Raw genomic sequence first — 330 nt, 5'->3', positions numbered from 1 at the left:
GTCTTACGAGATCCAGGGCGAACCGGCTCGCATCCTCGAGCGCGGCATGGACTATCTCTATCCCCAAGCCAGGATCGACGACCGGATCGGCGGCGGTCACCCGGAAGGTCTCTTCGAAGCCTGGGCGAACCTCTATCGCCGCTTCGGCTTTGCCATCAACCGAGAGCGCGGCCTCGCCCCTGCGGGGATCGAAGACCTCGTCTTTCCCGATGTCGATGCCGGACTGGAAGGGGTGCGCTGGGTGGAAAACTGCGTGCGTTCCGCCGACGCTGGCGGGACTTGGCTGGATTATCGCTAGGTCTTCAGGGAGCGCCCTGGTGCGTCCCTGCC

Annotated in this window: 1 pseudogene; it reads left to right on the top strand. The window is 64.8% G+C overall.

Annotated elements, in window-relative coordinates:
• Nucleotides 1-298 (top strand): annotated as a pseudogene (locus AF337_RS12405) (gfo/Idh/MocA family oxidoreductase); the annotation flags it as partial.
• Between the last annotated feature and the right edge of the window lie 32 nt (nucleotides 299-330).

Origin of the sequence: Rhizobium ecuadorense, from assembly GCF_001187535.1 — a bacterium.
Lineage (GTDB): Bacteria > Pseudomonadota > Alphaproteobacteria > Rhizobiales > Rhizobiaceae > Rhizobium > Rhizobium ecuadorense.
The sequence above is the reverse complement of the archived record's forward strand: the minus strand, read 5'-3'. Positions and strand labels throughout refer to the sequence as shown.